The 1,254-nt window shown below is 46.3% G+C and carries 10 tRNA genes; all 10 read left to right on the top strand.

Annotated features, from left to right (window positions below):
- The first annotated feature begins 22 nt into the window (after positions 1 to 22).
- The 10 genes from H7K77_RS00255 (at position 23) to H7K77_RS00210 (ending at position 1,153) form a co-directional block, all read left to right on the top strand.
- Positions 23 to 94: transfer RNA gene (locus H7K77_RS00255), tRNA-Glu, on the top strand.
- A gap of 40 nt (positions 95 to 134) precedes the next feature.
- Positions 135 to 211, top strand: a tRNA-Asp gene (locus tag H7K77_RS00250).
- Between the two features lie 6 nt (positions 212 to 217).
- Positions 218 to 292: transfer RNA gene (locus tag H7K77_RS00245), tRNA-Gln, on the top strand.
- Positions 293 to 408: 116 nt separating this feature from the next.
- Positions 409 to 481, top strand: a tRNA-Lys gene (locus H7K77_RS00240).
- 58 nt (positions 482 to 539) lie between these two features.
- Positions 540 to 624, top strand: a tRNA-Leu gene (locus H7K77_RS00235).
- A 34-nt stretch (positions 625 to 658) separates the two neighbouring features.
- Positions 659 to 742: transfer RNA gene (locus H7K77_RS00230), tRNA-Leu, on the top strand.
- A 74-nt stretch (positions 743 to 816) separates the two neighbouring features.
- Positions 817 to 893: transfer RNA gene (locus H7K77_RS00225), tRNA-Arg, on the top strand.
- Between the two features lie 4 nt (positions 894 to 897).
- A tRNA-Pro gene (locus H7K77_RS00220) sits at positions 898 to 974 on the top strand.
- Between the two features lie 22 nt (positions 975 to 996).
- Positions 997 to 1,070: transfer RNA gene (locus H7K77_RS00215), tRNA-Gly, on the top strand.
- Positions 1,071 to 1,076: 6 nt separating this feature from the next.
- Positions 1,077 to 1,153 (top strand) — tRNA-Ile (locus H7K77_RS00210).
- Positions 1,154 to 1,254: the final 101 nt, after the last annotated feature.

The raw sequence follows: 1,254 nt of genomic DNA, 5'->3' as shown, positions 1-1,254 counted from the left end.
TCCTTCTCCGCCATTCTAAAATGGCCCGTTGGTCAAGCGGTTAAGACACCGCCCTTTCACGGCGGTAACACGGGTTCGAATCCCGTACGGGTCACTTTTAAAAATGATAGATTTTTTTGCTTAGCAAAAATCACGGTCCGGTAGTTCAGTTGGTTAGAATGCCTGCCTGTCACGCAGGAGGTCGCGGGTTCGAGTCCCGTCCGGACCGCCATTTTTTTGGGCTATAGCCAAGCGGTAAGGCAACGGTTTTTGGTACCGTCATGCGCTGGTTCGAATCCAGCTAGCCCAGCCATTTCAATCTGTTCTTTTATATAATTACCTCATTTGCTTCCTATTAGAGTATTACATTACAGCTTCTAATAATCTCATTTGATGTATGAACAGTATAATAAAAGTACGAAACGATAGGAGCCATTAGCTCAGCCGGTAGAGCATCTGACTTTTAATCAGAGGGTCGGAGGTTCGAATCCTCCATGGCTCATCAAATAGTATTGGTGGGGATCGATAATGATTTCTACCAATGCTTATGTTTTTTATAAGCGGGTGTGGCGGAATTGGCAGACGCGCTAGACTTAGGATCTAGTGTCTTATGACGTGGGGGTTCAAGTCCCTCCACCCGCACCAAAGTTTTTTGCTTCTTATAAACGATTTGCTTTATGCGGTCGTGGCGGAATGGCAGACGCGCTAGGTTGAGGGCCTAGTGGGAGGTAATCCCGTGGAGGTTCAAGTCCTCTCGACCGCACTAGAAAATAATTTTTAAAAAAGATTGACAGTACAGAACGCTGTGTGATATATTTAAATATGTCGCCTTGATGAGCGCCCGTAGCTCAATTGGATAGAGCGTTTGACTACGGATCAAAAGGTTAGGGGTTCGACTCCTCTCGGGCGCGCCATTACCGGGAAGTAGCTCAGCTTGGTAGAGCACTTGGTTTGGGACCAAGGGGTCGCAGGTTCAAATCCTGTCTTCCCGACCATTTAGTTTTTTTACATTAATATGCGGGTGTAGTTTAGTGGTAAAACCTCAGCCTTCCAAGCTGATGTCGAGGGTTCGATTCCCTTCACCCGCTCCAACTTTAGGGCCTATAGCTCAGCTGGTTAGAGCGCACGCCTGATAAGCGTGAGGTCGGTGGTTCGAGTCCACTTAGGCCCACCATAAACAATTGATCTTTGAAAACTGAACAAAACAATCAGTATGTCAAGTAAGAAACAAGCTAGTCAAGTTTTAGAGCAAGCAAACACTTTATGGAGAGTTTG

Origin of the sequence: Aquibacillus kalidii (genome assembly GCF_014280935.1) — a bacterium.
Taxonomy (GTDB): Bacteria; Bacillota; Bacilli; order Bacillales; family Amphibacillaceae; genus Aquibacillus_D; species Aquibacillus_D kalidii.
Note: the sequence above shows the minus strand (reverse complement) of the source record. Positions and strands in the feature narration are given on the sequence as shown.